Raw genomic sequence first — 24,654 nt, 5'->3', positions numbered from 1 at the left:
CCGCGCGTCATTGCGCGGCAAGCTCCATCACCTTGATCTGCGTTGCTTCGTCGCGATTGAGAAAACCGGTTACGCGTCCTTCATGCATCACCATGATGCGGTCGCTCATGCCGAGCACTTCTGGCATTTCCGACGAGATCATGATTACTGCCACTCCATTCCTCGCCATCTCCGACACAAGACGATGGATCTCGGCCTTGGCGCCGACATCGATGCCACGTGTCGGCTCGTCGAGAATGAGGATCTTCGGATTGGTAAGCAGCCAGCGACCGATCAGAACCTTCTGCTGGTTGCCACCGGACAGATTCTCCACCCGCTCATCGAGGTTTGGCGTCTTGACGCGAAGCTTCTTGGCCATGTCTTCACAGGTTGCCTCGATCGAGCCCTCCTGCACGAAGCCACCCTTGACGAACTTGTCCTGGAGAACGGCGATCTGCATGTTCTCGAGAACGCTGAGGATCAGCAGACAGCCCGTTTCCTTGCGGTCCTCGGTCAGGAACGCCATGCGGTTCTGGATTGCGACGGTTGGCGATGCGATATCTGTCTTCTTGCCGAAGAGTTCGATGGTGCCCGATGTCGCCGGCGTTACGCCGAACAAGGTCTCGGCGACATTCGATCGACCGGATCCCACAAGTCCGGCAACGCCGAGGATCTCGCCGGATCGTACGTCAAAGGAGACGTCGCGGAAAACATCGTTCAGCGAGAGGTTCTTGACCGAAAGGACGACGTCGCCGATCGGCACCTCCTCCTTCGGGAACATTTGTGTGATCTCGCGACCGACCATCATGCGGATGATGTCGTCGCGGGTGACGTCTGTCGACGCATGGGTGCCGATGTAGCGCCCGTCGCGGAACACCGAAAACTCGTCGGCAATCTCGAACAGCTCGTTCATCTTGTGCGTGATGTAGACGATGCCGATGCCTTGAGCGCGAAGGTCGCGAATGATCCTGAAAAGATGCTCGACCTCACGCTCGGTCAGTGCCGATGTCGGCTCGTCCATAATCAGAACGTCGGAATTGTAGGAAACCGCCTTGGCAATTTCGACCATCTGCCTGTTGGCAACCGAAAGATCGCGAACCTGGATCTCCGGGTCGATATCGATATTCAGCCGTCGAAACAGCTCGTCCGTCTGGCGGAACATTGCTGCGTGATCAACAAAGCCGAACTTGTTCTTCGGCTCGCGCCGGATCCAGATGTTCTCGGCAACGGTCATGAAGGGCATCAGGTTCAGCTCCTGATGGATCATCGCGATGCCATTTTCCAGCGCATCGAGCGGTGATTTCAGCTGAATCTCGACGCCTTTGAGGCGTACTTCGCCCTTGTCTGGGATGTATATGCCAGCGAGGATTTTCATCAGGGTCGACTTGCCCGCGCCATTCTCGCCCATCAAGGCGTGCACGGTACCGCGCTTCAGCCGGAACTGAACGTCATCAAGCGCGATGACGCCGGGGAATTCCTTGCGTACGCCTTCGGCGCTCAGCAGGTATTCCGCATTCGGAACAACGCCGCTTTGACGCACTGCGGCCATGGTAGACGGGCTGACAACCATCTCATTTCCTCCCGGACACGGACTGAAGGAAGGGATGCGGACCATGCCCGCATCCCGATTCTCTGAACGTTAGTTCTTCGCGACGAAGTCCTTGACGTTCTCAGGCGTGACGAGTTGGAAAGGAATATAGACCTTCTTTTCCACCTTTTCGCCCTTAGCCAGCTTCAGAGCTGCATCGAGCGCACCCTTGCCCTGACCTGCTGCATCCTGGAAGACCGTCACGTCGAGGTCGCCTGCCTGCATGGCGGCGAGTGCGTCCTGGGTGGCGTCAACACCGCCGATGACGATCTTGCTGAGATCCTTACCGGCTGCCTTGAGTGCCTGGATGGCGCCGATTGCCATTTCGTCATTGTTCGAGATGACAGCATCGAACTCGAGACCGCTGGAAAGCCAGTTGGTCATAAGGTCGGAACCTTGGGTACGGGACCAGTTAGCCGTCTGCTCTTCAATGATCTGGATGCCCTTGCACTCATCGGTCGCCACGACATCGTGGACGTCCTTGGTACGCATGCGCGCAGCCTGGTTGGAGAGTTCACCCATCATTACAACGGCCTTGCCCTTGCCACCGAGCAGCCGGCAAACTTCCTTGGCTTCGAGGGTGCCGGACTCCTGCTCATTCGAAGCAACGAAAGCCTGCTTGTCCGGAAGAGCGTCAACGTTGACCGGCTCGCGGTTTACGTAGACGAGTGGAATGCCGGCTTCGGCTGCGATCTTCGACATCGCCGCCGTAGCGTCGGTATCAACCGGGTTGACGACGATCGCGTCGACCTTGGACGCAATGAAGTTCTGGATCTGGCTCTGCTGCTTGGCCACGTCGTTCTGCGCGTCTTCAACCTGCAGTGTCACGCCGTTCATGGTCTTGGCGTAGTCCTGCATGCCGTTGCGTAGAACGGTCAGGAAGTTGTCGTCGAAGAGCGCCATAGAGACGCCGACCGTTTCAGCGTGAGCGGCCGTCGACAGGACGAGCGCCATGGCAGTGCCCAGGATAAATTTCTTCATTTTCTTTCCTCCACAAAGCGGTGTCCGGCTGCACCCTCCTCACGCCGGAGCTCCGGGCCATGCCCGAAAGCCAGTATATGTTCGTTGGGCCATCTCCCGTTGGCAGTCCGTCAAGAAACGGAACAAACGAACCGTAAAATGTGTATCACGGAATATTCATTCCATTTTCTGATAAAGGCGTCAAGTCCATTTCAATGATGGGTCCCGGACCGACCGCGAAAATCGCGCGAAGACACCTTGGCTGGCGCTGAAAAGCGTTCCCGCGCGAACTATATGCGCCAGCGGCAGCAGGTCGCTGCCTACCATGGAGAAACCGATGCCTATTTCGATGTACCGATTGACAGTTCCCGTCTTCCAGCACGGTCTTGAAAGCTTGAAGACCTATCTCGACAAAGCCGAGAACTTCGCGAAAGAAAGAGGGATCGATGGCGCGGATCTCGTTGCCGCGCGGTTGACTTCGGACATGTTGCCGTTCTCGGGTCAGTATCAGCGCGCGACCGATAGCGCCAAACTGGCGATCGCGCGGCTGACCGGCAGCGATGCGCCCAAATTTGAGGACAACGAGGCGACGATCGCCGAGTTGCGTGAGCGTGTTGCCAAGACGGAAGCCTATCTCGCTACCGTCGCGCCGGCCACGCTCGAGGGGACGGAAACGCGGGAAGTCACTCTGTCGCCAGGGGGCAATAAGCTCACGTTCCGCGGCGACGAATACGTGTTGACCTTTGCACTGCCGAACTTCTTCTTCCACCTTGCAACGGCTCACGCGATCCTGCGCAACCAGGGCGTACCCGTCGGCAAGATGGATTACCTCGGACGCCTCGGCGGATAGGTCGGAGGGCCATCGCGCCTAACTCGTTTCGTGCCGACTAGGCCTTGCCTTCAGCGTTGCCGTGCATCAGGAGCGGCCACGCACGTCAATCATCGCGCCGACTGAGCGCGGTGATTGACGTAACGTCTTCGACCGATCATGGATGCATTTCAGTGCTGATTTGATTTCGCGTGCCAGTTCCACGCCGACCGAATGATCTGAGATAGATCGTACTGCGGCGCCCAGCCGAGAATTTCCCGCGCCTTGTCATTGTTGGCAACGAGCGTGTGCGAGTCGCCTTCACGACGACCGACATATTCCACCGGAAACGGCCGCTCCGAGACGCGCTCGATTGTGCCAAGAAGCTCCTTAACAGTCGTTCCCGTGCCGGTGCCGAGATTGAGGGCAACCGACTCCCCGCCCCGAAGCAGATGTTCCACGGCACGAACGTGGGCGTCGGCGAGATCGAGGACGTGGATGTAGTCGCGGACGCAGGTGCCGTCACGCGTCTCGTAATCGGTGCCGAAGACCTTGAAGCCTTCACGGCGACCCAGTGCGGCGTCGATCGCCAGCGGTATGGCGTGGGTTTCAGGCTGGTGCCACTCGCCGATCCGACCCTCGAAATCGGCGCCGGCTGCATTGAAGTAGCGAAGCACGACCGATCGAAAGCCCGTGTACTTGTCATAGTCGGCAAGCGCCTGCTCGACGATGTATTTCGTGCGGCCGTAGGGATTGATCGGCACCTGGCGATGCGTCTCGTCCAGCGGTACACTCTGCGGCAGGCCATAGGTTGCGCAGGTTGACGAGAACACGAACGCTTTCACGCCAGCAGCCTGGGCGGCTGCCAAAAGGGTCAATGTGCCGATGACGTTGTTTTCGTAAAAGGCTACCGGATCCTTGACCGATTCACCGACCTCGATAAGGGCGGCAAAGTGCAGGATGGCTGCTGGTTTGTGCTTGGCAAGGACCTCGTCGAGACGGGCTCGATCCCGGATGTCCCCTTCCTCTGCGGGTCCCCATTTCACAAATTCGCGATGACCGTTGGAGAAATTGTCGAAAACGACCGGTTTGAAGCCCTTGTTCGCAAGATCGAGACACGTGTGCGAGCCAATATACCCAGCGCCGCCCACGACCAGAACCGTTTCACCTGCCATGCACCACCTTTAATTCTCGTTTCGATGGAGAGGAGACTTAGGACAGGTCGATGGCAAGAAAAAGAAAGAAACGACCGGCGAGCGGCGAGGGCATCATTTTGTCAGCGATGGCATTAGCAAATTGATTGATCGAAGCTTTTCGGCCGGATTGACTGTCCGCCGGCTTAGTGGCGGCGCGGATTTCTCAATAGTTCTCTGCATCAAAACTTCAGATGCTTAAGCAACCTGATGCATCTCTAAAGACATATGCCGCTCCAGCTTAAATAGAATTGACTTATGTTCCTTTCTTCTGCGAAACATTGTCTCTCTCGGGGGGGCTGTTGATGCATCGGAAGGCGCGGTGCCATGAATTCATCGGTCAGAAAATTCATATTCCATGATCTTCAAGCGATTGAAGGATACATTGATCCGCCGGACGCGCTGGTCTTTCTTGCTATTTTGCGCTCCCAGCAATCAGCTTCCCTGCAAGGCGGCTTGGCCGAGATAGGTGTTTACTACGGCCGATCCTACTTCCTCCTGCGAAAGATCTGCGGAGACAGAGAGAAGATCGTGGCTATCGATCCGTTCGACATCGTCAAACCGGATCATAGTCTTACGCAGTATGAACGTTTTGCGGCGGGTGGCCGCCAACTCGGGCTTTCCGTAGATGAAGAGCGTGTCATCAAGAGCGATAGCACGCTGCTTCGGCCTGCGGACGTGATCGAGCGGGCCGGCCTGATTCGCTTCTTCAGCATCGATGGTGGCCACATGCTGCCCCATGTCGAGGCTGATAGCCGCCTGGCCGCCGCGTCGCTTGCCGAGCATGGCATCATCGTTTTCGACGACACGTTCAATCCGGCCTGGCCCGAGGTTACTGCTGGCGTGACCGACTTCCTGCGTGAAGAGGCCGGTCGCTATTCCGTCTTCTGCCTGACGAAATACAAGACTTACGTTTGCCGTCGGCCGTTCCATGAATTTTACGCGCAGACGATCAAGACTTCGCCCGAGCTAAAGACGTTCGATCACATTGAAACCGAGTTTCTGGGTTCTACGGCAATCCGACTGCACAATCCGATGCGCCGCCGCATCGCCTACGAAGTGATGGTGGGGCTCGGTATGCGAGCGTGGTCTGAGCGCGCGTACCGATGAACCGACTTAGGCCGGCGGCGGATCGGCTTCTTTCAACCTGTATCCGACACCGGTTTCCGTCGTGATGTATTGTGGCTGATCAGGGCTCTGTTCGATCTTCTGGCGCAGCTGGCGAACGTAGACGCGCAGATACTGGACATCGGCGGCGGGCCCCCAGATCTGCTTCAGCAGGAACTGGTGCGTCAGGACCTTTCCGGCATGCTGGGCAAGGACCCTCAGGATGTCGTATTCCTTCGGCGAGAGTTTGATTTCCCGGCCGTCGATCTTGACGATGCGCTTGACGAGATCGATGGACAGGCCGCCGGCCTGGAAGATCGCCCGCTCACCCTGCTGTTGTAGACGGTGGCGCAAGGCGACGCGTAGCCGGGCGCCGAGTTCGTTCATGCCAAACGGCTTCGTCAGATAATCATCTGCACCCGCTTCGAGGGCATTGACGATGCCGGTTTCATCTGTGCGGCTGGAAAGGATGACGATTGGCAGGGTGAGGCCCGCGTCTCGCCATTCCTGCAATAGTTCGTGGCCCGATTTGTCTGGCAGACCAAGGTCGAGCACAATCAGATCCGGCGGATCGTCTTTTGCCGATTGCAGGGCCGTCGCGCCGTTCGGCGCCTCGTTCACTTCGTAACCCTGTGCGGTTAAACCGACGCGAAGCAGCTTGCGGATCGGGGGTTCGTCGTCGACGACGAGAATTTTTACGGCTGAACCGGTCATTTGAGCTCATCCAATTTCGGAATTTCAGTTGGTCTCGGAAGACGGATTGTGAAGACGGCGCCAGAGCGATCGTTCCGGTTTCCGGCCGTTATCGTGCCGCCCATGGCCTCGACAAAACCTCGACAGATGGACAAGCCGAGGCCGGTTCCGGCGCGAACCTGGTCGCCTTTGCGCACGCGATAGAAAGTATCGAAGACCCGATCCACGTCTGCCGGCGGAATACCCGGCCCCTCGTCCAAGACCTGAATCATGACACTGTATGCGTCGGCCCAGGCTTCAATGCGGATCGATGACCCTTCCGGGGCATATTTGGCAGCATTGTCGAACAGGTTGAAAAGTACCTGCTCGAACAGCACGGGATCAACGCGGACCATAGGCAGGTCGGCGGGTATTCTTATCGCCGTCTGGTGGTGTGCGAGAATTTTCTCGGCACGGCGCAGGGCGCTTCCGGCAATGTCGCCGGGATAGTGCAGCGCGTAGTTCGGTTCCATTGCGCCGGATTCGATTTTCGTCATGTCGAGGAGGTTGGCGATAAAGCGGTTCAGCCGTTCCGATTCATCGATGACGGTCGACAGAAGATCGACACGATCTTCCGGAGGCATGGAATCGAGATAATCACGCAACGTGCCTGCCGCGCCAAGGATCGCGGCCAGCGGTGTCTTCAGGTCGTGTGAGATCGACGTCAGGAGGGCCGAGCGCAAGCGATCGGCTTCGGCGGCGAGTTTTGCGCGATCAACGTCTGCCACGAGTTGAATGCGTTCAATCGCAAGAGCGGCCTGGTCCGCCAGCGCGTCGAGAAGACGCTGTTGCTCAGGTGTCAGCAACGGCCCGTCTCGCCGGTCATTGTCCAGGCCGATCACGCCGACGGCCGCGCGTCCGGTTCGCAGCGGCACGTAGAGACGCTTGGCACCGGGCAGAGTGTCTGCACCGCGGCCGGCGGCGTGGTTGTGCTCCCACGCCCACCGGGCGGCGGCAATATCTGCCTCATCGAGGGTGTCGTCCGGCGGGTAGCCGGCTTTGACGGCAATGGTGCCTCCTTCCGGCAGCAGCAGAACGACTCGGACCTTGAGCATCGAGGCGAGCTGGAATGCCGTGGCCCAGAGAACGTCGTCCAGTGTGCCGGTGCCGGCCAGCTTCTTCGAGAAGAGGTAGAGGTCTTCCGTCGTTCTGGCGCGCTGTCGGGCAGCCGCGGCCTGGCGTTGAACCGTTGCCGTCAGATTGCTCGCGATAACGGCAACGCCCAGGAAGAAGAACAACGCCAGCACGCTTTCCGGATCATTGATCGTCAGCGTATAACGGGGCGGCAGGAAGAAGAAATTGAAGGATAGCGCGCTGAGGACGCAGGTGTAGAGCGCCGGACGTAGCCCGTGAATGACGGCCGCGGTGAGGACTGCCATCAGGAACACGAGGGCAAGGTTGCGGACGTCAAGAACCTGATCAAGCACAACGCCTGCGATGAGCGCGATCGCCACATAGGCTGTGGCGGAGACGTATGGCTGGATATTGAAGGCAGGGGACGACGGAGCGGCTTTCACACCGCGTGCAGACGTTCCATCCTTCTCGCTGCCGGAAATGACGTGGACGCTGATGTTGCCCGATGTTCGGATCAGATCGTCGGCAATGGAGCGGTGAAGCCAGTCCCGCCAGGTCGGCTTGCTTGGAGCGCCGATGACGATGTGAGTCACATTGTTGGCGGCGGCGTGACGGACCAGCTCTTCCGACACCTCGCGACCGGGAATGGTGAGGGCCTCGCCGCCGAGCTGTTCGGCTAGGCGCAGCGTTGCCGCAATCGTGTCGCGGTCGGCCTCGGTCAGGCTGATCGATTGATTGGTCTCGATATAGACGGCCGCCCACGGTGCGCGCAGCCGGGAGGCCATTCGGGACGCGTAGCGTACCAGCGAAGCTGAGCGCGCATGCTGATCGATGGATACAAGCACCCTTTCGCCGGCGGCCCAAGGGCCAGCGATGGCGTGTGCCTGCATGTGGGTCAGAAGCTGGTCGTCCACGCGCTGTGCGGTTTTGCGCAACGCGAGTTCGCGGAGCGCGGTGAGGTTTCCGGCGGTGAAATAATTCGTGAGGGCTTTTTCGGCGGTCTTTGGGACATAGACCTTGCCGTCGTGCAGCCGCTTGATCAGGTCTTCCGGCGTGAGATCGATGATCTCGACGTCATCGGCCATATCGATGACAGAGTCTGGCACTGTCTCGCGTACGCGGATGCGCGTGATCTGCGAGACGACGTCATTCAGGCTTTCAACGTGTTGGATGTTCAGCGTCGTATAGACGTCGATGCCGCGATCGAGCAGCTCCTTGACGTCGAGATAGCGTTTCGGATGCCGACTGCCTTCGGCGTTGGTATGGGCGAGTTCGTCGACCAGAACAAGAGAGGGTCTGCGCGCAAGAATAGCATCGATATCCATTTCCTCGAGAGGACGCCCCTTGTAGTCAATCTTGACGCGGGGAATGACTTCGAAGCCGTTGACGAGCGCCTGCGTTTCCTTGCGTCCGTGAGTCTCGACGATGCCGATGACCACGTCGACGCCATCGGACATCTTGGCGCGGCCCGATTCCAGCATCTCATAAGTCTTGCCTACGCCGGGCGCGGCGCCGAGGAAGATCTTCAGTCGGCCGCGGGTCTCCTGACGCGCTTTCTCGAGCAGCGCATCGGGCGAGGGCCTTCCAACCGTGTCGCGGTTGTCTTCCGGCATGCGTTTTATCTTTCCTTGACGAGCAAGCCCCGGGTGCACATAGGCGCCCGGGGCTTTTGACCTTACTCAGACATAGAAGCATCAAGGGACTGGTTCAATGCCAGCACATTGACGGTCGCTTCGCCGAGAATCCCTAGTTCAGGGTGCTCGACGGCGGCATCGACAATCGTCTTGAGCTTGCTCTCATCGATCCCACGTGCCTTGGCGACGCGTGGTATCTGGAAGTAGGCGGCTTCCGGCGAGATGTGCGGATCGAGGCCGCTGCCGGAGGCGGTCACGAGATCGATCGGAACCTCCGCATTCGGGTTGGTCGCTTTTGCCGCCTCGTAGTCAGTCTTTACGCGATCAAGCAGCTTCTGGCTCGTCGGGCCAAGGTTCGAGCCCGAAGACGCGGCGGCGTTGTATCCATCGCCTGCGGCCGAGGGACGGCCGTGGAAATATTTGTCGCTGGTGAACGCCTGGCCGATCAGTGTTGATCCGATCACCTTGCCGTCCTTTTCGATCAGGCTGCCATTTGCTTGCGCCGGGAAGAGTGCCTGCGCGGCGCCGGTCATGGCGAGCGGGTAAAGCAGGCCAGTGATTGCTGTGGTGGCAATGATCATGACGATTGCCGGACGAAGTTCTTTCAACATGATGTCAACTCCTTAGGCGAGACCGATGGCCGTAATGACCATGTCGATCGCCTTGATGCCGATGAAGGGGACGATGATGCCGCCGACACCGTAGATAAGCAGGTTGCGGGACAACAGCGCGCCGGCGCCGATCGCGCGATATTTCACGCCTTTGAGCGAGAGCGGGATCAGCGCGACGATGATCAGCGCGTTGAAGATGATCGCCGACAGGATGGCGCTTTGCGGCGTGGCGAGGCCCATGATGTTCAGCACACCAAGCTGCGGGTAGAAGGCCAGGAACATCGCCGGAATGATTGCGAAGTACTTGGCGATGTCGTTGGCGATGGAGAAGGTCGTCAGCGCACCGCGCGTCATCAGCAGCTGTTTGCCGATTTCGACGATTTCGATGAGCTTGGTCGGATCGCTGTCGAGGTCGACCATGTTGCCGGCTTCGCGGGCCGCGACCGTGCCGGTGTTCATGGCAACGCCGACGTCGGCCTGGGCAAGGGCAGGGGCATCGTTCGTGCCATCGCCGCACATTGCGACCAGCTTGCCCTTGGCCTGCTCCTCGCGGATCAGCGACAGCTTGTTCTCAGGCGTGGCTTGGGCAAGGAAGTCGTCGACGCCTGCCTCCGCGGCAATAGCGGCAGCAGTCATGGGATTGTCACCGGTGATCATCACCGTGCGGATGCCCATCCGCCGCAATTCGGTGAAGCGCTCGCGAATCCCGCCCTTGACGATGTCCTTCAGCTGGACGATGCCGAGAAGGCGTCCGTCGCGAGCAACAGCCAGCGGGGTGCCGCCTTGCTTGGCGATCTCATCGGCGATTGCCTGCAGTTCCCGCACGACCTCGGGGTTGCTGCGAATGGCGACGGCCGCATTGCCGGAAACCGGCGCTGGTGCGGCGCCCACGTAGGCAAGCACGGCATCCACCGCGCCTTTGCGGATGGACGAGCCCTCGACATCGACGCCGCTCATGCGCGTCTGGGCAGTAAAGGGCACGAAGGTCGCCTTCAGGCTCGTCATATCGCGACCGCGGATACCGTACTTTTCCTTGGCGAGCACGACGATCGAGCGGCCTTCCGGTGTTTCGTCGGCCAGCGAAGCAAGCTGCGCCGCATCGGCGAGGTCCTGTTCGGTGACGCCGCGGACCGGGCGGAATGTTGTCGCCTGGCGGTTGCCGAGAGTGATCGTTCCGGTCTTGTCAAGCAGCAGTGTGTCGACGTCACCGGCTGCTTCGACGGCACGGCCGGACATGGCAAGTACGTTGAAGCGCACGAGACGGTCCATGCCGGCAATGCCGATCGCCGAGAGAAGGGCGCCGATTGTGGTCGGGATCAGGGTCACGAAGAGAGCGACGAGGATGATGATCGGAATAGAGCCGCCAGCGTAGCTTGCAAAGCTCGGGATCGTGGCGGTGGCCAGAACGAAGATCAGCGTCATGCCCGCGAGCAAAATGTTGAGCGCGATCTCATTGGGGGTTTTCTGACGTTCCGCGCCTTCGACGAGCGAAATCATGCGATCGAGGAAGGTATGGCCCGCCGCAGCGCTGATACGGACACGAATCCAATCCGACAACACCTGTGTGCCACCGGTAACGGCCGAACGGTCGCCGCCGGACTCGCGAATGACCGGAGCCGATTCGCCGGTGATGGCAGCTTCGTTGACGGATGCGACACCCTCGATGACTTCGCCATCAGAGGGAATGATATCGCCAGCCTCGACGAGGACGAGGTCGCCCACCTTCAGGCTCGTGCCCGGGACCAGGCGATAGCCGGTGCCGTTATTGGCCGTCAGGAGCTTTGCCTGGGTTTCGGTGCGGGCCTTGCGCAGAGAGTCCGCCTGTGCCTTACCGCGGCCCTCGGCGACGGCTTCGGCGAAGTTGGCAAAAAGCACGGTGAACCAGAGCCAGAGGTTGATCTGGAACGAGAAGCCGAGATTTCCGCCGCCGCTGACGAGATCGCGGACGAACAGGATCGTCGTTAGCGCCGAAACCGTCGCCACGACGAACATCACGGGATTTTTGGCAAGGGTGCGTGGGTTCAGCTTCTTGAAGGCGGCGCCCACGGCCGGAATGAGAATGCGAGAATCCATGATGCTCGCTGATTTTGCCTGGCTCATAAGAGACTCCAGCTTGAAAGAGTAAGGCGACCGTTGTGGCGATCAGCCGTGTAGGATCCGAAAAACCGCGACGATGACGAGGAGCCCGGCGAGCATCACCAGAATGATGTCGGAGGCGCGGGTCATGCGCTGGCTGTCACGTCCCGGCGAACCGGGACGTGCGTTGAAGGATTTGCGAAGCTTGTGACGAAGGATCATTGCGTCCACCTCAGAAGGTCTGGCCGGCGATCATGACCAGGTGCTCGACGACCGGGCCAAGCGCCAGCGCCGGGAAGAAGGTCAGGCCGCCGACGATCAGGATCGTGCCGGTCAGAAGGCCCACGAAGAGCAAGCCATCTGTCGGAAACGTGCCTGCCGAGGCGGGGACGGTCTTCTTGGCGACCAGGGAGCCGGCGATTGCGAGCGCCGGGACGATTACAAGGAAGCGGCCCATCAGCATGCCGAGGCCGAGCGTGATGTTGTACCAAGGTGTGTTGCCGGTCAGCCCGCCGAAGGCCGAGCCGTTGTTGGCGGCGGCCGAGGTATAGGCATACAGAATCTCCGAGAAGCCGTGCGGACCTGCCGTGCCGATCGAGGCAACGGCCGACGGCAAAACGCTCGATATCGCGGTGAAGACAAGCATGGCGAGCGGCAGGCAAAGGATGGCAAGCACCGCCATCTTCATCTCCTTGGCTTCGATCTTCTTGCCAAGATATTCCGGCGTACGGCCGACCATCAGGCCAGCCACGAAGATCGCGATGATGATGAAGAGCAGGATGCCGTAGAAGCCAGCCCCAACGCCGCCGACGATGACTTCGCCAAGCTGCATGTTGATGAGCGGGATCAAGCCGCCGAGCGCAGTGAAGCTGCCGTGCATCGCGTTAACCGCACCGCATGAGGCAGCCGTCGTTATGACCGCGAAGAGCGAGGATATGGCGACGCCGAAGCGAACTTCCTTGCCTTCCATGTTGCCGCCTTGCAGGCCAAAGGCATGCATCAGCGGATTGCCGGCGGCTTCTGCCCAGTAGGTAACAGCCACGCCGGCGATGAACAGGATGCCCATGGTGGCGAGGATCGCCCAGCCCTGGCGCTGGTTGCCGACCATGCGGCCGAAGACGTTGGTGAAGGCGGCGCCGATTGCGAAGATCGATACCATCTGGATCATGTTCGAGATGTTGTCGGGGTTCTCGAACGGATGCGCCGAGTTGACGTTGAAGAAGCCGCCGCCGTTGGTGCCGAGCATCTTGATGGCAAGCTGCGAGGCGACAGGGCCGAGAGCGATCGTCTGCTTGGCGCCCTCGAGGGTCATCGCGTCGACATAGGGACCGAGGGTTTGCGGCACGCCAAGATAGACATAGACCAGCGTCAGCACGATGCAGATCGGCAGGAGGACGTAGAGTGTGCTACGTACCATGTCGACCCAGAAATTGCCGATTACCTTGCCGGATGCGCGCGAAAATGCGCGGATCAGGCCGATGGCGATCGCCATGCCGGTGGCCGCAGATACGAAGTTCTGCACGGTCAGGCCCGCCATTTGCGTGAGATAGGACATCGTGCTTTCGCCGCCGTAGTTCTGCCAGTTGGTATTGGCGACGAAGCTTGTTGCAGTGTTGAAAGAGAGTTCGGGGCCGACGGCAGCCATTCCAGCTGGATTCAGCGGCAAGACGTCCTGCATGCGCAGCAGCGCATAGAGGACGAGCGTGCCGAGCAGGTTGAACATCAGCATGGCGAAGGCGTACGACGTCCAATGCTGTTCTTCGCGTTCGCTGGTGCCGGCCAGCGCGTAAAGTCCCCGCTCTATTGGAACGAGGACCGGTGAGAGAAACGTGCGTTCGCCATTGAAGACGCGCGTCATGTAACCGCCGAGCGGTTTGACGAGCACGATGAGGATTCCGCAGAACAGCAGAATCTGAAGCCATCCGTTGAGGGTCATGGGAGGTAACTTTCAATACCCGATTGGTTCCACCTGTTGCGCGCTGGGAGAGGCACGCGATGCTAGAAGCGTTCGGGGCGAATGAGAGCGTAGGTGAGGTATACCGTGAGGAACACGGTGACGGCACCGCTGAGAATATAGTCGAGGATCATGGCGCTTCCTCCGGTCAGAGCCGGTCGCAGGCTTTGGTGTAGGCAAAGCACAGAGCGAAAAATACGATTGCTGTGGCGAGTAGAACTATGTCCATCATCGATCTTGACTCCTGTTGTTCTTCTGGAGTCAGACAAGACAAAGGGCGCCACCCACCGGATGGCACCTTTCATGCTTTCTGGCGTGGAGATGATCCCTTGGATCTCTCGGACATTAATATGCGGCTGAAGCGCATAAGCGTTCGAGATTGGCGGCGGGCCGCGGATATAAAAATCTTATAAATACGGGAAAGAAAAATGCCTCGCCGAAGCGAGGCTAGTCCTAGGCCGCTTCGGGGAAAAGAAGAAGCGGCGCCGTTGTTCTATTGCCCGGCCGCACGGCTGCAAAGCGCACTTTCCGGCTTTTCGGTACGCTTGAAGACGAATGAGCAGATCTCATCAGCGACCAGCCTTCAGGCTTCGAACGATATTTCTGCCTCGCCGCAATGCTGTGAAGGCGGCGCCGATCGCGATCAGCCAGAGGCCTGCCTGCAAGACTTGATTGTGCCCGTTCCACAGCGGCTCGAGGATAGAGAGAACCGCCGCGGCCGTAATCGTCGCCATTCGGTGCTGCTTTGCCATCGGGCCTGAGAAGTCGCTCGGCGTCCCCGTTGCTCGTCCGAGCTCGCGAACATAGGCGGTCAACACCGCAAAGGCGGCTGCTGCCCAACCGAGGCCAGGGGATCCAACGCCATACCCCACGCCGACCAGGATCATGATATCGGCGATGCGGTCCGGGAATTCGTTCCAGAATGGTCCGTCAGAAGCGCCTTTGCCGCCTTCGACGGCAACCATGCCATCGAAGAGGTTGCACAGCAGCCGTAATTGGCAGAAGGCGGCCGCGAGAACGAGGACGACGACCCGGATCCATCCGATCTCAAATCCGGCAAGGCAAAAGGAGCCGCCGGCCAGCGCCGCCGCGATCATGCTCGCCTGCGAAATCTGGTTCGGCATGATCGACCGTGACGCTAGCCACTGCGCAATGCGCTTTGCCCATTGCGTGTCTCTGCTTGCCAGCGGCCGCCGATCGCCCGTTTCCGTCATGCCCCAATCCCCTTTTGGTAGAGAAAGTAGTTGTAGATGGCCGCATAGCTCGTCGAAACGGCCAGTGGCACCGCTATGGTCTTCAGGATTTCCGGCGTGCCGCTCAAGGCATGGATCGAGATCAGCACGCCAGTCGAGGCGAGGCATGCAATCAATGGCGGCGCCCAGAGCCTGGCGCGCCCCTTAAACTGCTTCGAGAGCCACTCGATCACGGTCTTGAGAAACAAGGTAAGACAGGCTGAGAGTCCGCCTTGTACAAAGCCGGCCAGCAGGGCCTGTTGCAGCGGATGGTTACCGTTGGCGAGGACCGCCCAGCCGCCCATGGCGACGAATGCGAAGAGTACGTGAGTCACACTGCTTTGGGCCAGGCGACGTGCCAACGCCATCATGTGGTCGACCACCAGTAGCGAACGATGTGAAAGAAGATCGGTGCGGAAAAGACCACGGAGTCGAGCCGGTCGATCAATCCGCCATGACCTTCGATCAGGTGGCCCCAATCCTTGACGCCGCGATCTCGCTTGATGGCTGACATGACGAGGCCGCCGAAGAACCCCATCATCGTGATAACGAAAGCCATGACCCCGGCTTGAAATGGCGTAAATGGCGTAATCCACCACAAGGCAGCACCGATCAATGTGGCGCTGGCCACGCCGCCGACAAAGCCTTCCACGGTCTTCGAAGGGGACAGGCTTGGCGCGATCTTCGTTCGGCCGAACAGCTTGCCCCAGACATATTGCAGGACATCGCTGAGCTGCACGATGATCACCAGGAAGGCGATCAGAAGAACGTTGCGCCCTTCGTAGCCCGGGATCGTCAAGGTCAGCAGCGCCGGAACGTGGGAGGCGCAGAAAACGCAGATCATCAACGCCCATTGAACTTCGGCGATGCGGATGAGGAAGCGTTCGGTATCGCCACGCAGGACGGAGATGATCGGCATCAAAAGGAATGCGTAGACCGGGATGAAGATCGAGAAGATGCCGTATTGTCTCTCCCACAACAGCCAATACTGAAGCGGTAGGACGATGAAGAAAGCGGCCGCGAGGGCCCAGTGGTCGGCGCGCTTGGTGTCGGTCAGGGTGATGAACTCGCGTAGCGCCGCGAAAGAGCAAAAGCCAAACAGCAGCAGCACGCCAATCCTACCGGCAAGAAAGGCGAGGCCTATCAGGATGACCATGATCCACCACGCCTTGATGCGTGCATTCAGATTCTCGATCGCGGCATTCGACTGACCGGCCGGCAGTCGCCGCTGCAACAGGTAGCCGATGGTCGAGGAAACGATGAGGAGCGTGAAAATGCCGAGGACGAGCGTCCACAGATCGGAGTTCGCTGCGTTCATTCTTTGCCGCCTGGGTGCGTTGGTGACAGATCGAGCAGTGCCGTACGCGCCCTGCCCAGGAAGGTCTCTTTATTCTCGCCGGCTTCAAGTTGTATGGCGTTGCCGAAGGTCACCGTGCAGATCAAGGGGATCGGGACAATCTCACCCTTGGGCATGACGCGATTGAGATTGTTGATCCAGACCGGCACGAGCTGAATGTCCGGTCGGGCCGAGGCAAGATGGAAAAGACCGCTTTTGAACGGCAATAGCTGCGCATCCGTCTGGTTGCGTGTGCCTTCGGGAAAGAGAATCAACGACGCGCCGGAATCAATGACCTCCGCCATGACTTCAATCGGATCACGTGTGCGCCTCTCGCGATCCCGCTCGATAAGCACAGCGTCAAAGACATCGCGGCCGATGAAGCGGTTGAACGACGACTTTAGCCAATACTCCGCGCCGGCAACGGGGCGTGTTCGCCGCCGCAAGCTTGGCGGCAGGACGGTCCAGACAAGAATGAAATCGCCATGACTGGAGTGGTTGGCGAAATAAACACACTGTCCGTCGGGAATACCGTCATTCGACCAGATGGCGCGTACGGCCGTTATTGCACGCGCGAATACCACGATGGCCGCCGCGACAGGCTTCGCGATTATCCTCCTCACCGATTTCCAGCCCCCCGCTGCACCGACAAAGCAGTCTGCAAAACCTAGCGACATTTTTGGCTATCCGGAAGTCCTGCCTATGGCGGAAGTGATTGGGGGCTTAATACTCCCATATCCACCCTTCAACTGGAGCTGGCATGATGTGCGACGAACCGAACGGGTGACTTTGTCGAGTATGAAAAGGAAAGCGTTAACCATGGTCAGCTAGGAATGAGTCGGACGCAACGGAATGAGTCGATGACAGTACAGTCAAACAAAACTCTGCAAGCAATGACGACGAGCGAGATCGTGCTTTTCCCGGTCGCTTCGCGCGCCGGTGACATCGAACGGTGCGCGGCCGAACTGGATCGCCGCCATGGCGAGGAAGCAGTCACCTTCTGGAAGACCGAGTGCCGCCGGCTCGCCGCTGAGCTGACGTCGTTTGGCTGCTCCGACGACGAGGTCCGTAACCAGGTCATGACATTCCAAGCCGAGGTCCAGGCTGAGCTGGTTCGCCGGCATCAAGTGCGGGCAATTGCCGAAAGCCGCAGTGGCCGCGCCATCAAGCGCTGACCGCATCACGATCGGTTCCAGCCGCATTTGGGCTGCCGCTTTGTCGGACAACCCTTGCGGTTGAACGCGTCGTCCCGACGACAAAATCTTTCCAAATTATGCGCGAGATGAACCGTCTTGGTTCAGAAATTCCGCGCGCCCGGTGCTAGCATCCCTTCGTTCTCGCGCGAATCTGTACAGATCCTGCGCGTATTCAGGTCGTTGCCTATCTCGGGAGGAAGGGCATATGCCGGCGGCAGATCTATCGGATATTCGCGGGAGCAAGCTGGCGGTCAGAATTGTCTGGCCGATCGGAAATGCTTGCCATTTTTGCGTTCTTCAACGAAATTTATAGGGCCGACCGGCAGTGGAGGAGCTGCCGACCAGATACGCGCGTGAAAACAATGACGGGAAAATAACGACACACGCATGCCGGACGCTGCGGTAACCGCGCGCCGGACTTGGGAGGGAAGGCATGTATTCCGGTGGTTTGAGATTTGGTCTGGCGGACGAGATCGAGGCGCTCCGCGACAGCGTTCGGCGTTTCGCGACGGAGCGCATCGCGCCGCTGGCAGCCGAGACTGACAGCAGCAACAGTTTCCCAGCGCCGCTCTGGCGCGAGATGGGCAACATGGGACTGCTTGGGATTACGGCCGAAGAGGCTTATGGCGGCGCCGGCTTAGGATACTTGGCCCATTGCGTTGCGATGGAGGAAATCAGCCGCGCTTCAGCTTCGGTTGGGCTCAGCTACGGCGCGCACTCCAATCTCTGCGTTAACCAGATCAGCCGCAATGGAACGGAAGCGCAGAAGTCAAACTATCTGCCGAAGCTTATTTCCGGCGAGCATGTCGGTGCGCTTGCCATGTCGGAGCCGGGTGCCGGGTCGGACGTCGTTTCGATGAAGCTTCGAGCGGAGAAGCGCGGCGACAGCTACGTTCTCAATGGCAACAAGATGTGGATCACCAACGGCCCGGATGCGGATGTGCTGGTTGTCTATGCGAAGACAGACCCCGATGCGGGACCGCGCGGCATCACCGCTTTCCTCGTCGAGAAGGCCTTCAAGGGCTTTTCAACCGGCCCGAAGCTCGACAAGCTCGGCATGCGCGGTTCCAATACCTGCGAATTGATCTTCGAGGAGTGTGAGGTTCCCGAGGCAAATGTCCTTGGTGCTCTCGGTGGCGGGGCACGCGTTCTGATGTCGGGGCTCGACTATGAGCGCGTCGTCCTTTCCGCTGGGCCGATCGGCATCATGGCGGCGTGCATGGATGTCGTCGTGCCCTATCTTCATGAGCGAAAGCAATTCGGCCAGGCGATCGGCGAATTCCAGCTGATGCAGGGCAAGCTCGCCGACATGTACGTCACCATGAACACGGCACGCGCCTATGTCTATGCGGTGGCGTCCGCTTGCGATCGCGGCGAGACGACACGCAAGGATGCTGCCGGCTGCATCCTCTATGCCGCGGAGAAGGCAACGCTTCTGGCCCTCGAAACGATCCAGGCACTTGGCGGCAATGGCTATACGAACGACTATCCTGCCGCCCGCCTGCTTCGCGATGCCAAACTCTATGAGATCGGTGCCGGAACCTCTGAAATCAGACGCATGCTGATCGGCCGCGAGCTCTTTGCCGAAACAGCCTGATCCGAACGTTCATCCGACAACCATGCTGGTGACCAATGACGGTTTTGAAGTCGCAGATTTCGACGAATTCGGAGAGCTTCAGGACAAATCGCGCGGCAATGGCCGAAGCGATCCGCGCTATCGAAGAGGCGGCCGTGAGCGCCGCAAATGGCGGCGGACCTGCAGCGCGCGAGCGCCATGTCGCCCGCGGCAAGATGCTACCGCGCGATCGGATCGCAGCCCTGCTCGATCCGGCTACACCGTTTCTCGAGATCGGGTTGACCGCAGCGCACGGCATGTACGGCAACGAGGCTCCCGGTGCCGGCCTGATTACCGGCATCGGCCGGGTTTCAGGGCGCGATTGCATGATCGTCTGCAACGATGCGACGGTCAAAGGCGGCACCTACTTTCCGATGACGGTGAAGAAGCACCTGCGTGCGCAGGAAGTTGCAGCTCAGAACAATCTGCCTTGCATCTACCTGGTGGATTCCGGCGGCGCGAACCTGCCGAACCAGGACGAGGTGTTCCCTGATCGCGATCATTTCGGCCGGATATTCTACAATCAGGCCAATATGTCGGCGGCAGGAGTTCCGCAGATTGCCGTCGTCATGGGCTCGTGTACGGCAGGCGGTGCCTATGTACCGGCCATGTCCGACGAGGCGATCATCGTCGAGGGGCAGGGAACGATTTTTCTTGCCGGCCCGCCACTGGTCAAGGCAGCAACCGGTGAAGTCGTCTCGGCCGAGGATCTCGGTGGCGGCGATGTGCACACAAGGCTCTCCGGTGTAGCGGACCATCTTGCGCGCGATGACGGACATGCGCTGGCGCTGGCGAGGCGTGCTGTCTCCAACCTCAATCGATCCAAGGCGGGTGGCGTCGAGCGCCAAGCGGTCGAGGCGCCATTGTTCGATCCCGCGGAAATCGCAGGGATCGTTCCGGCCGACTTGCGCGTGCCCTATGACGTGCGCGAGGTCATTGCCCGTATCGTCGACGGCTCGCGCTTCGATGAATTCAAGGCACGTTATGGGACGACGTTGGTCTGCGGCTTCGCCCATGTCCACGGTATCCCGGTGGGCATTGTCGCCAATAACGGGGTGCTGTTTTCGGAATCGGCCCTGAAGGGCGCTCATTTCGTTGAACTCTGCTCGCAGCGCAGGATACCGCTGGTCTTCCTGCAGAACATCACGGGCTTCATGGTGGGCCGCAAATACGAAACCGAAGGCATTGCGAAGAATGGCGCGAAGCTCGTTACCGCCGTCGCAACAACAGGTGTGCCGAAGGTAACGATGCTGGTTGGCGGTTCCTTTGGGGCGGGCAATTACGGCATGGCGGGTCGCGCCTTCTCGCCGCGCTTTCTCTGGACATGGCCGAACAGCCGCATCTCGGTCATGGGTGGAGAGCAGGCGGCAGGCGTGCTCGCGACTGTGCGGGGAGAGGCGCTTTCCCGCGCCGGCACGCCCTGGTCGCCAGAGGAGGAGAGCAGTTTCAAGCAGCCGGTGCTCGATCTCTTCGAACGGCAGAGCCATCCGCTCTACGCGTCGGCGCGGCTCTGGGACGACGGGGTGATCGATCCGGCAAAGAGCCGCGATGTGCTCGGTCTCTCGCTGTCTGCGGCGCTGAATGCGCCGATTGAAGAGACGCGCTTCGGCCTGTTCCGGATGTGAGGTAGCGATGTTCCAGAAAATTCTCATCGCAAACCGTGGCGAGATTGCCTGCCGGGTGATCCGGACCGCCAGACGCATGGGGATCGCCACCGTGGCGGTCTATTCGGATGCCGATGTTGGGGCACTGCATGTCGAGATGGCGGACGAGGCGGTTCGCCTTGGGCCGGCCAGTGCACAGGAAAGCTATCTCTCGATCGAACGGATCCTTTCCGCAGCGGAGCGGACCGGCGCCGAAGCCATTCACCCCGGTTATGGGTTTCTGTCCGAGAATGCCGACTTTGCGGCAGCCGTGGAGGCCGCGGGGATGGTCTTCATTGGACCGCAGCCGTCCTCCATCCGTGCCATGGGACTGAAGGACGCGGCAAAGGCGCTGATGGACCAGTCCGGCGTGCCCGTGGTTCCCGGCTATCATGGCGAGGAGCAGAATGACGGCTTTCTGGCCGATCAGGCGACCCTGATCGGTTACCCCGTGCTCATCAAGGCCCGGGCCGGCGGTGGCGGCAAGGGCATGCGCCGCGTCGATAGTGAAGAGGATTTTCCCGAGGCACTCGCGGCCGCACGGCGGGAGGCGAAATCAGCCTTCGGCGACGATGCCGTATTGATCGAGCGGTATCTCATTCGCCCACGCCACATCGAAGTTCAGATCTTCGGCGATCGTCATGGAAACGTCGTGCATCTTTTCGAGCGCGATTGCTCGCTACAGCGTCGCCACCAGAAGGTGATCGAAGAAGCGCCGGCACCGGGGATGACGCCGGAGATGCGGCGCGCGATGGGCGACGCCGCCGTACGTGCGGCGCGTGCCATTTCCTACCGTGGGGCCGGCACCGTGGAATTCATCGCGGACGTATCGAACGGCCTCTGGCCGGATCGCTTCTACTTCATGGAGATGAATACCCGCCTTCAGGTCGAGCATGCTGTCACCGAAGCGATCACCGGCGTCGACCTGGTCGAGTGGCAATTGCATGTCGCTGCCGGCGAGCCCCTACCGAAGAAGCAGTCGGAGCTTGAGATCTACGGTTGGGCCTTCGAGGCCCGGATCTACGCAGAGGATGCCGCCAAGGGGTTCCTGCCCGCGACGGGAACGATCAGGCATTTGGACTTTCCGGATGTTACGGCGCGGATCGATGCCGGAGTCCGTCCGGGCGATACGGTCTCCGCCCATTACGATCCGCTGATCGCCAAGATGATTGTGCATGGACCAAACCGCAATGTCGCTCTGTCGCGGTTAACCCATGCGTTACAGAGTTCACATGTCGTTGGCGTCACCACCAATTTGGACTTTCTGGCCAGGTTGAGTGCGCAGGCGGAATTCGTCGCCGGCCATCCCGATACCGGCCTGATCGATCGCGATCTTCAATTGCTGACGGCAATCGAGTCGCCTGCAGACACGGTTGTTGCTCTTGCAGCGGTGCTGTCGCTGGGTGCGCTTAGGCAATCATCGGATGGCGATCCATGGCTGACGCTTGGGCACTGGCAGCTTTGGAGCGAAATGCAGCGCATCGTCGCGCTGACCTACGAAGGGGGGCATTCAACGCTACGGGTTGCCGCAAAGGGGTTTGATTTCTTTGCGGTACACGACGGCCGGCGCGTCATTCCGGTGAAAATCGTCAGTCGGCAGGAGGACGGATGCCGGGCTGAGATCGACGGCCGGCAAGTCCAGGTCAAGGCGAGCCTGGCGGCGCATCACTTGGTGGTCAGCGTCGATCACAGAACCCATATGTTCCACCTCGGAAACCCGCTCGATTTCAGTGCGAGCGATGTGGCGGATGGCAACAGGCTGATCGCCCCGATGCCGGGCTTTGTGAAAATCGTGCGCACGAGTTCGGGAGCCGCGGTCTCCAAGGGCGATGCGCTTGTCGTCATGGAAGCGATGAAAATGGAACTCACACTCGTTGCGGCCCGCGACGGAACGGTGGAAGCAGTCGAGGTGAGTGAAGGCCAGCAGGTCGATGAAGGCGCGGTGCTTCTGACGCTTCGGGTAGAGGAGACGTGATTGTGCAGCCCGGAGAATCGTCATTGCTGCCGCGGGATGTCTCGATCGTCGAGATGGCACCACGCGATGGGTTGCAGAACGAGAAGGATTTAATCCCGACCGCCACGAAAATTGCTCTGATCGACATGATCTCGGAATGTGGTTTCGAGCGGATCGAGGCGACAAGCTTCGTCAGCCCGAAGTGGGTGCCGCAACTTGCTGATGCGGCCGAAGTCATGGCCGGCATTAAGCGGAGACCAGGTGTTCGCTACGCAGTTCTGACGCCGAATATGAAAGGGTTCGACGCGGCAATCGCGGCGGGCGCGGACGAGGTCGCGATCTTCGCGTCCGCCTCGGAAAGCTTCTCGCAAAAGAACATCAACTGTTCCATCGCCGAGAGCATCGAGCGCTTCAAGCCGGTTGCCGAAGCAAGCCATGCGCGCGGCGTCCCGATGCGCGGCTATGTCAGCTGCGTCGTCGAGTGTCCCTATGAGGGTACGGTTTCGCCCGATGCGGCGGCGCGCGTCGTCGAGAGCCTGCATTCTTTAGGCTGCTACGAGATCAGCCTCGGTGATACGATCGGCAGAGGACGGCCGGAAGAGGTCGATCAGATGCTGGTCACGGTCCTCTCGTCTGCACCGGCGACGATGCTTGCCGGTCATTTCCACGACACCGATGGCTGGGCCCTCGACAATATCGAGGTTTCGTTGAAGCACGGGCTGCGGGTTTTCGACGCCTCAGTCGGCGGCTTGGGCGGTTGCCCCTACGCACCGGGCGCAAAGGGCAATGTCGATACATTGGAAGTCGCCCAGTTCCTTGCTCGCAAGGGTTATCGAACCGGGCTCTCGCCGCAAAAGCTGGAAGAGGCTGCGCGCTTTGCCCAGAGCCTCAGGAGTGCAGGGTAATGCCGGAAACGCTGATGATTTCGATCGACGAACACGGTGTTGCTCGGCTTACGCTGGCCCGCGAAGACAAACATAATGCCATGTCCGCCGGAATGATCGACGAACTGACGGAAGCGGCAAACGCTCTCGGATCGGATAGGAATGTACGCGTCATCGTACTTGCAGGGGCGGGTAAGAGCTTCTGTGCAGGCGGTGATCTGGAGTGGATGAGTGCCCAGTTCCAAGCAAGCCGGGCGGAGAGAATCGCCGAAGCCCGGCGGCTAGCGATGATGTTCAAGGTGCTGAACGAGGTTCCGAAGCCACTCGTTGGCTGCGTCCACGGGAGTGCCTTTGGCGGCGGGATCGGATTGATCAGCGTCTGCGATGCCGTGGTTGCTTCAGAAACCGCTCGTTTTGGCCTGACGGAAGTTCGGCTTGGCCTGATTCCAGCAACGATCAGCCCCTATGTCGTGGCGCGAATTGGCAGTTCTGCGGCGCGGTCCCTCTTTGCTTCCGGCCGAACGTTCGACGCGTCCCATGCCAAATCGATCGGTCTTGTTGCCTCCGTCGTGCCGCCAGGTGATCTCGAATGGGCCATCAATCAGGAAGTCGTCGAATTCCTCGCAGCTTCGCCGCAGGCCGCAGCGCGCGCCAAGGCCCTTGCACGTTCGCTTGCCACGCCAATCACAGACGAGATCATCGACAACGTGATTACCCAACTTGCCGACACGTGGGAAACAGAAGAGGCGCAAGCCGGCATTGCCGCCTTCTTCGAAAAACGCCGATAGAATTCCAGCGGGCGTCGACTGCCGGGGAAGACTGACTCAAGCCGGGTGTGGGATTTATGGCGGAGAGGGTGGGATTTGAACCCACGATACCCTTGCAGGTATGCCGCATTTCGAGTGCGGTGCATTCGACCACTCTGCCACCTCTCCGCGGTTTGGTCGGCGCTCGTTCGGCGCGGTGGGCTACATAGCGAGAGAATGACGGGCTGGCAAGACGAAATCTCAAAGCTTTTCATCCTTTTGCCTTGACAGTGTTTTTGGCCTCGCGTATCTCGGCTTCGCAATAGGTGTGG

22 protein-coding genes and 1 tRNA gene are annotated in these 24,654 nt (G+C 59.9%); 8 read left to right on the top strand and 15 right to left on the bottom strand.

The window, feature by feature from the left end:
• Positions 1-7: 7 nt before the first annotated feature.
• Together FHT97_RS22875 and FHT97_RS22870 are read right to left on the bottom strand one after the other, a co-directional pair.
• Positions 8-1,549 (bottom strand): sugar ABC transporter ATP-binding protein, encoded by a 1,542-nt coding sequence (locus FHT97_RS22875; RefSeq protein WP_183864366.1) that lies wholly within the window; start codon positions 1,547-1,549, stop codon positions 8-10.
• Positions 1,550-1,618: 69 nt separating this feature from the next.
• Positions 1,619-2,548, bottom strand: a complete 930-nt coding sequence (locus FHT97_RS22870; RefSeq protein WP_183754957.1) for a sugar ABC transporter substrate-binding protein — start codon at positions 2,546-2,548, stop codon at positions 1,619-1,621.
• A 316-nt stretch (positions 2,549-2,864) separates the two neighbouring features.
• Between FHT97_RS22870 and FHT97_RS22865 the strand changes: the two genes are divergently transcribed.
• Positions 2,865-3,377 (top strand): DUF1993 domain-containing protein, encoded by a 513-nt coding sequence (locus FHT97_RS22865; protein WP_183864365.1) that lies wholly within the window; start codon positions 2,865-2,867, stop codon positions 3,375-3,377.
• Positions 3,378-3,526: 149 nt separating this feature from the next.
• Here the strand turns inward: FHT97_RS22865 and galE are convergent, their stop codons facing one another.
• Complete coding sequence (gene galE / locus FHT97_RS22860; protein ID WP_016556808.1) at positions 3,527-4,510, bottom strand: UDP-glucose 4-epimerase GalE; 984 nt, start codon at positions 4,508-4,510, stop codon at positions 3,527-3,529.
• Positions 4,511-4,855: 345 nt separating this feature from the next.
• Between galE and FHT97_RS22855 the strand changes: the two genes are divergently transcribed.
• Positions 4,856-5,638, top strand: coding sequence for a class I SAM-dependent methyltransferase (locus tag FHT97_RS22855; protein WP_183754961.1), 783 nt, complete (start codon positions 4,856-4,858; stop codon positions 5,636-5,638).
• A 6-nt stretch (positions 5,639-5,644) separates the two neighbouring features.
• Here FHT97_RS22855 and FHT97_RS22850 read toward each other — a convergent pair whose 3' ends face one another.
• From FHT97_RS22850 to FHT97_RS22800, 11 genes are all read right to left on the bottom strand, one after another.
• Entirely contained in the window at positions 5,645-6,349 is a 705-nt protein-coding gene (locus FHT97_RS22850; protein WP_183864364.1) for a response regulator transcription factor, read from the bottom strand.
• A complete protein-coding gene (locus FHT97_RS22845) occupies positions 6,346-9,054 on the bottom strand; it encodes a sensor histidine kinase KdpD (RefSeq protein ID WP_183864363.1) in 2,709 nt (902 codons plus the stop codon). Before FHT97_RS22845 ends, FHT97_RS22850 begins: the two co-directional genes overlap by 4 nt.
• 62 nt (positions 9,055-9,116) lie before the next feature.
• On the bottom strand, positions 9,117-9,686 hold the full coding sequence (gene kdpC / locus FHT97_RS22840; protein WP_183864362.1) for a potassium-transporting ATPase subunit KdpC: 570 nt from the start codon (positions 9,684-9,686) through the stop codon (positions 9,117-9,119).
• 12 nt (positions 9,687-9,698) lie between these two features.
• Positions 9,699-11,786 carry a potassium-transporting ATPase subunit KdpB gene (gene kdpB / locus FHT97_RS22835; RefSeq protein ID WP_183864361.1) on the bottom strand — a complete coding sequence of 696 codons (2,088 nt, stop codon included), beginning with the start codon at positions 11,784-11,786 and terminating at the stop codon, positions 9,699-9,701.
• 42 nt (positions 11,787-11,828) lie between these two features.
• On the bottom strand, positions 11,829-11,984 hold the full coding sequence (locus FHT97_RS22830) for a hypothetical protein (protein ID WP_183754971.1): 156 nt from the start codon (positions 11,982-11,984) through the stop codon (positions 11,829-11,831).
• A gap of 10 nt (positions 11,985-11,994) precedes the next feature.
• Entirely contained in the window at positions 11,995-13,698 is a 1,704-nt protein-coding gene (gene kdpA, locus FHT97_RS22825; protein WP_183864360.1) for a potassium-transporting ATPase subunit KdpA, read from the bottom strand.
• A gap of 62 nt (positions 13,699-13,760) precedes the next feature.
• The gene (locus FHT97_RS22820; RefSeq protein ID WP_183754975.1) at positions 13,761-13,850 is read right to left on the bottom strand and encodes a K(+)-transporting ATPase subunit F; all 90 of its coding nucleotides are present in this window, start codon (positions 13,848-13,850) and stop codon (positions 13,761-13,763) included.
• 435 nt (positions 13,851-14,285) lie between these two features.
• Complete coding sequence (locus tag FHT97_RS22815) at positions 14,286-14,930, bottom strand: CDP-alcohol phosphatidyltransferase family protein (protein ID WP_183864359.1); 645 nt, start codon at positions 14,928-14,930, stop codon at positions 14,286-14,288.
• Positions 14,927-15,319, bottom strand: a complete 393-nt coding sequence (locus FHT97_RS22810; protein ID WP_183864358.1) for a hypothetical protein — start codon at positions 15,317-15,319, stop codon at positions 14,927-14,929. The genes FHT97_RS22815 and FHT97_RS22810 overlap by 4 nt, the downstream gene beginning before the upstream one ends.
• Positions 15,316-16,266, bottom strand: a complete 951-nt coding sequence (locus FHT97_RS22805) for a phosphatidate cytidylyltransferase (RefSeq protein ID WP_183864357.1) — start codon at positions 16,264-16,266, stop codon at positions 15,316-15,318. The genes FHT97_RS22810 and FHT97_RS22805 overlap by 4 nt, the downstream gene beginning before the upstream one ends.
• A complete protein-coding gene (locus FHT97_RS22800) occupies positions 16,263-16,907 on the bottom strand; it encodes a lysophospholipid acyltransferase family protein (RefSeq protein WP_183864429.1) in 645 nt (214 codons plus the stop codon). Before FHT97_RS22800 ends, FHT97_RS22805 begins: the two co-directional genes overlap by 4 nt.
• 237 nt (positions 16,908-17,144) lie before the next feature.
• On the opposite strand from FHT97_RS22800, the gene FHT97_RS22795 reads away from it, so the two are divergent.
• The 6 genes from FHT97_RS22795 (at position 17,145) to FHT97_RS22770 (ending at position 24,364) form a co-directional block, all read left to right on the top strand.
• Complete coding sequence (locus FHT97_RS22795) at positions 17,145-17,459, top strand: DUF6074 family protein (RefSeq protein WP_183754983.1); 315 nt, start codon at positions 17,145-17,147, stop codon at positions 17,457-17,459.
• Between the two features lie 454 nt (positions 17,460-17,913).
• Entirely contained in the window at positions 17,914-19,077 is a 1,164-nt protein-coding gene (locus FHT97_RS22790; protein WP_183864356.1) for an isovaleryl-CoA dehydrogenase, read from the top strand.
• A gap of 35 nt (positions 19,078-19,112) precedes the next feature.
• The gene (locus FHT97_RS22785) at positions 19,113-20,720 is read left to right on the top strand and encodes a carboxyl transferase domain-containing protein (RefSeq protein WP_183864355.1); all 1,608 of its coding nucleotides are present in this window, start codon (positions 19,113-19,115) and stop codon (positions 20,718-20,720) included.
• 7 nt (positions 20,721-20,727) lie between these two features.
• Positions 20,728-22,713 (top strand): acetyl/propionyl/methylcrotonyl-CoA carboxylase subunit alpha, encoded by a 1,986-nt coding sequence (locus FHT97_RS22780; RefSeq protein ID WP_183864354.1) that lies wholly within the window; start codon positions 20,728-20,730, stop codon positions 22,711-22,713.
• The gene (locus FHT97_RS22775) at positions 22,710-23,597 is read left to right on the top strand and encodes a hydroxymethylglutaryl-CoA lyase (protein ID WP_183754991.1); all 888 of its coding nucleotides are present in this window, start codon (positions 22,710-22,712) and stop codon (positions 23,595-23,597) included. The genes FHT97_RS22780 and FHT97_RS22775 overlap by 4 nt, the downstream gene beginning before the upstream one ends.
• Entirely contained in the window at positions 23,597-24,364 is a 768-nt protein-coding gene (locus tag FHT97_RS22770; RefSeq protein ID WP_183864353.1) for a crotonase/enoyl-CoA hydratase family protein, read from the top strand. The genes FHT97_RS22775 and FHT97_RS22770 overlap by 1 nt, the downstream gene beginning before the upstream one ends.
• A gap of 57 nt (positions 24,365-24,421) precedes the next feature.
• Here FHT97_RS22770 and FHT97_RS22765 read toward each other — a convergent pair.
• Positions 24,422-24,511: transfer RNA gene (locus FHT97_RS22765), tRNA-Ser, on the bottom strand.
• Positions 24,512-24,654 lie beyond the last annotated feature (143 nt).

It is taken from the genome of Rhizobium sp. BK399 (assembly GCF_014194695.1).
Classification (GTDB): Bacteria; Pseudomonadota; Alphaproteobacteria; order Rhizobiales; family Rhizobiaceae; genus Rhizobium.
The sequence above is the reverse complement of the archived record's forward strand: the minus strand, read 5'-3'. Positions and strand labels throughout refer to the sequence as shown.